This is a genomic window from Occallatibacter sp. (genome assembly GCF_049802275.1).
Taxonomy (GTDB): Bacteria; Acidobacteriota; Terriglobia; order Terriglobales; family Acidobacteriaceae; genus Telmatobacter.
The window spans coordinates 1-4,928 of record NZ_JBARMD010000379.1 but is presented as its reverse complement, the minus strand read 5'-3'; the positions used below and the strand labels follow the sequence as shown (position 1 = coordinate 4,928).

Annotated in this window: 5 protein-coding genes; all 5 read left to right on the top strand. The window is 56.7% G+C overall.

What is annotated here, in order from left to right; all coding sequences use genetic code 11:
* On the top strand, positions 1 to 318 hold a 318-nt coding region (lepB, locus tag WA354_RS13300), incomplete at its 5' end, for a signal peptidase I (RefSeq protein ID WP_472813498.1).
* A 73-nt stretch (positions 319 to 391) separates the two neighbouring features.
* Positions 392 to 1,525: a glutamine-hydrolyzing carbamoyl-phosphate synthase small subunit gene (carA, locus tag WA354_RS13295; protein WP_472813497.1), complete on the top strand. Its 1,134-nt coding sequence runs from the start codon at positions 392 to 394 to the stop codon at positions 1,523 to 1,525.
* Positions 1,526 to 1,611: 86 nt separating this feature from the next.
* A complete protein-coding gene (locus WA354_RS13290; RefSeq protein WP_472813496.1) occupies positions 1,612 to 2,016 on the top strand; it encodes a carboxypeptidase-like regulatory domain-containing protein in 405 nt (134 codons plus the stop codon).
* Between the two features lie 106 nt (positions 2,017 to 2,122).
* Positions 2,123 to 2,746, top strand: coding sequence for an REP-associated tyrosine transposase (locus WA354_RS13285; RefSeq protein WP_472813495.1), 624 nt, complete (start codon positions 2,123 to 2,125; stop codon positions 2,744 to 2,746).
* Positions 2,747 to 2,754: 8 nt separating this feature from the next.
* A partial coding sequence (carB, locus tag WA354_RS13280) for a carbamoyl-phosphate synthase large subunit (protein WP_472813494.1) occupies positions 2,755 to 4,928 on the top strand: 2,174 nt, incomplete at its 3' end.

Below are 4,928 nucleotides of genomic sequence, written 5' to 3'. Positions count from 1 at the left end.
GTGTATCACTATCCGCGCGATCCCGAGAAAAGCTATATCAAACGCGTGATTGCGCTGCCCGGCGACCGTCTGCGGATTGATCACGGACAGGTGTTTGTGAACGATAAGGCTCTCAATGAGAAGTACGTTCCCGCGATGTACCGTGATTCGCGATCGTATGCAGAGACGATTATTCCCGACGACAGCTACTTCGTGATGGGCGATCACCGTTCGATCTCATCGGACAGCAGGGAATTCGGGGTGGTCGAGCGCGATCTGATCTACGGTAAAGCGGTGTTTGTGTACTGGCCTGCCAAGGATGTCGGCGAAGTTAAATAGAAGTTCATCTTTCACGTCAACGCCGCAGCGCTAAACCTGCTAAAATCGATTGAATCCACTCCTCGGAGAGGCGATGCAGGCACTTCTTGCGCTCGAAGACGGGCGCATCTTCCGCGGCGAGGGCTACGGGCACCCCGGCGAATGCCAGGGCGAAGTAGTTTTCAACACTTCCCTAACCGGCTATCAGGAAATCGCTACCGATCCCTCCTATGCTGGTCAAATCGTCGTTCTTACCAATCCCCAGATAGGTAATTACGGAACGAACCAGGCAGACAACGAATCGGCGAGGCCCTATATTGAGGGCTTGGTCGTGCGCGAGTTTTCAGCAATCAGCTCGAACTGGCGCTCGGAACAGGTCACCGATGAGTACATGGAGCGGTATTCCGTTCCTGTGCTGGCGGAGATCGACACGCGTGCGCTGGTGAGGCATTTGCGCACACATGGCGTGATGCGTGGGGTGATTTCGACGGAGACTTCCGACGCCGATGCGCTGGTGAAAAAAGCCAGAAGCATTCGCAAGATGGATGGGACTGACCTGGCCAAGGTGGTTTCGACCAAGTCAGTATATGGCTTCGATTCGTCGGACCCGCGATACCAGGGGGACGATCCGCTTTTGCCGACGGCAGTCGACAAGCCGGCGCTCCACGTTGTTGCCTATGACTTCGGTATCAAGCAGAACATCCTGCGCATGCTCGCGCGTGAGGGCTGCCGCGTGACAGTGGTCCCGGCGGAGACAACAGCGGCCGATGTGATGACGCTGAAGGCGGATGGGGTGTTTCTGTCGAATGGGCCGGGCGATCCGGAGCCAGTGGACTACGCGGTGCAGGCCATTCGCGACATGATGGGGCGCGTGCCGGTGTTCGGGATTTGCCTGGGACACCAGCTCTGCGGATTGGCGCTGGGCGGCAAGACATACAAGCTGAAGTTTGGGCACCACGGCGGCAATCATCCGGTACGCAACAACCTTACGGGCAAGGTGGAGATCACGGCGCACAACCACAACTTCGCGGTCGATCCGGATTCGATCAACGCCAATGAAGTTGAATTGACGCACGTGGATTTGAATGACAACACGCTGGAGGGATTGCGGCACAAAACGCTGCCGCTGTTCAGCGTGCAATATCACCCGGAGGCAGCGCCGGGGCCGCACGATTCGCATTACCTGTTCCGCGACTTCAGAAAGATGATGGAGGAGTGGAAGGGATGAAGCGAAGGGCGAATTCATCGACGATTTTCGCAAGACCAGCGGGGCCGAGGCTCCGCTGTTTTTTGAGTGGAGCGTTCTGCATATCGTTGGGTCTGACCGGCGCTGGTCTTCTGAATGCTCAAGTCGACATTCCGGGACCGGAGCGGCTGAGCCATGTAGAGGGCATCGTTGTGAGTCCTGTTGGTCGTCCTGCGGTGGAGGTGGAGGTCACACTCACTGTGAGCGACAAGGTTGTGTATCAGACGAAAACCGATAAGTCGGGCGAATTCCGATTTGCTCCTGCCAGGGGTGATTACACGCTTCGCGTAGCGCGCACGGAGTATGCCCCTGCGATGCGGGAGATCGTGGTTACGGACGAGGTTGTCACTGCACTTGCACGCAAGAAGCTTTACGTGATTCTGGGTCCGGGCGCATGCGCGGATGCCTGCTCGGCGGTGTTGACGAGCAAGAAAGAGTTTGATCGGGAAATTCGCGAAAATCTCAAACGATAAGTAGCGGCGAAGAAGTTGAAGGGCGATCGGATTTGAAAGGGCACGACTTTAGTCGTGCCGCCAACCCGGCAGAGCGGAATGCGGCTTTAGCCGCTGAGGGAAGATTGTGAAACCTGCGCGAGAGCACGCAACCAACAACTCGCAGACGTACTTCGTTACAGCGAAGACGTGGGAGTCTCGCGCGTTGTTTCGCGCAGAGCCTTGGGCCAGGTTGGTTTTCCAAAACCTTCTTTCGCATCGCGAATCGTATCTTCTGCATGAGTTCGTTTTGATGCCGGATCACTTCCATCTGCTGATCACCCCCTCCGTCGCGCTGGAGCGCGCAGTCCAATTCATTAAAGGCGGGTTTTCATACAGGGCGAAAAAAGAATTGGGAAGCGACGCAGAAATCTGGCAGCCAGGATTTTCGGATCACAGGATCCGGGATGCACAGGATTACGACAAGCATCTCCATTACATTCATCTGAATCCGGTGAAGAAGCATCTGTGCGATACGCCCTTTGCGTATCGGTATTCTTCAGCATTTCCGGGTTGGAAATTGGACCCCATCCCTCAGGGGCTAAAGCCCATCATGTTTGAGGTGGGCGCTGTCGGCACGGCTGAAGCCGTGCCCTTTCAAAGCAAGGCCGCGAAGAATCGCGAAGGGATTGTGGAAGTATTTAGCGGAACGGCTGAAGTCGTGCCGTTTCAAATCGGCCTGTTGCACGACATTTTGAGAAGCGGAAAATAGAAAACACAATGCCACGCAGAAATGACATTCAGAAGATTTTGGTGATCGGCTCGGGGCCGATTGTGATTGGGCAGTCTGCGGAGTTTGACTACTCCGGCACGCAGGCTTGCAAAGCTCTCAAGCAAGAGGGCTACGAAGTGGTGCTGGTGAATTCGAACCCGGCCACCATCATGACGGATCCCGAATTGGCCGATCGCACGTACATTGAGCCCCTGACGCGCGAGTATGTTGAAGAGATTATTCGCATTGAGTCGGCGATGCTGGGCGAAGGCTCAGGTAAATTCGCGTTGCTGCCGACGGTAGGCGGGCAGACGGCGTTGAATCTTGCTGTCGATCTGGCCGACGCCGGCATTCTCGATCGCTACAACGTGGAGTTGATCGGCGCGAAGCTCGAGGCTATCAAAAAGGCAGAAGACAGGCTGCTGTTTAAAGATGCCATGCTGCGTATCGGTCTAGATGTTTCAAAGTCTGCGCTGGTGAACAATCTTCGCGATGGCTTGGATTTTGCGAGCAAGATTGGGTTTCCGGTTCTGATTCGTCCGAGTTTCACGCTCGGTGGTTCAGGCGGCGGGATCGGCTACAACCGCGAAGAGTTGATGGAGATTCTTGCACGTGGACTCGATCTCTCTCCAGTTCACGAATGTTTGATTGAAGAGAGCGTTCTGGGCTGGAAGGAATATGAGCTCGAGGTGATGCGCGACCTCGCCGACAACGTCATCATCATTTGTTCGATCGAGAACTTCGACCCGATGGGCGTGCACACGGGTGATTCGATTACGGTGGCGCCGGCGCAGACCCTTACCGATCGCGAATATCAGAAGATGCGCGACGCGGCCATCGCGGTGATGCGCGAGATTGGCGTGGAGACCGGCGGATCCAACGTGCAGTTTGCGGTGAATCCTGCCAACGGGCGCATGACTGTAATTGAGATGAATCCGCGCGTGTCGCGCTCTTCGGCACTGGCCTCGAAGGCTACAGGTTTTCCGATTGCGAAGATCGCGGCGAAGCTTGCGGTGGGTTACACGCTTGATGAAATTCCGAATGACATCACGCGCAAGACACCGGCGTGCTTCGAGCCGACGATCGATTATGTTGTCGTGAAGATTCCAAAGTGGCAGTTCGAGAAATTCCCCGGCGCTGACGACACGCTGGGACCGCAAATGAAATCCGTCGGCGAAGTGATGGCGATGGGCCGCACCTTCAAGGAAGCGCTGATGAAGGCGTGGCGCGCACTGGAGACCGGAAAGAAGACCGGAACTGAAATTCTTGAACCGCGTCGCCTGACGCAGATGCTGGTTACACCGCGACCGGAGAGGTTGGGCTACATTCGATTCGCCTTTGAGCGCGGCATGAGTGTGCGCGAGGTTGCGCGGCTGACCGGGATGGATCCGTGGTTCCTGCACCAGATTCGCGAAGTGACGATCGCGCAGGGCTCACTCCAGGAGATTTCGCCCGAGAACATTGCTGGCGAACAGCTGCTGCGACTGAAGCGCTTCGGGCTGAGCGACGAACGCATTGCGACCGAGTGGAAACTGGAAGGCCACGACGGCGTGAAGCAGGTTAGGGAACTGCGCGAATCGAAGGGCATTCGCCCGGTTTTCAAGCTAGTGGATACGTGTGCAGCGGAGTTCGAATCGATGACGCCGTATCTCTACTCGACCTACGACGAAGAAGATGAGGCGCCGCCGACGGACAAGGCGAAGATCATCATTCTGGGGTCGGGGCCGAATCGCATCGGGCAGGGTATTGAATTCGATTACTGCTGCTGCCATGCTGCGTTTGCTCTGAAGGACGATGGCTACGAGACCATCATGGTGAATTGCAACCCCGAGACGGTATCGACGGACTATGACACGAGCGATAGGCTGTACTTCGAGCCGCTGGTGCTGGAAGACGTGCTCGCAGTTTACAACCACGAAGCACAATCAGGCGCGGAGATCGGCGTGATTGTGCAGTATGGCGGGCAGACTCCGCTGAATCTTGCGCAGCGCCTGCTTGCCGCGGGAGTGCCGATCATTGGCACGTCGCCGGCGTCGATTGACCTGGCTGAAGACCGGAAGCAATTTGGCAAGCTGCTCAAAGACCTCGCGATTCCGCAGCCGGAAGGCGGCACGGCAACGAGCGTAGATGAAGCGCTTGCGGTGGCCGAACGGATTGGCTATCCGGTGCTGGTGCGGCCGAG

Coding starts and splice junctions, on each gene's coding strand:
- carA (WP_472813497.1), top strand. CDS start 392: ATGCAGGCACTTCTTGCGCTCGAAGACGGGCGCATCTTCCGCGGCGAG.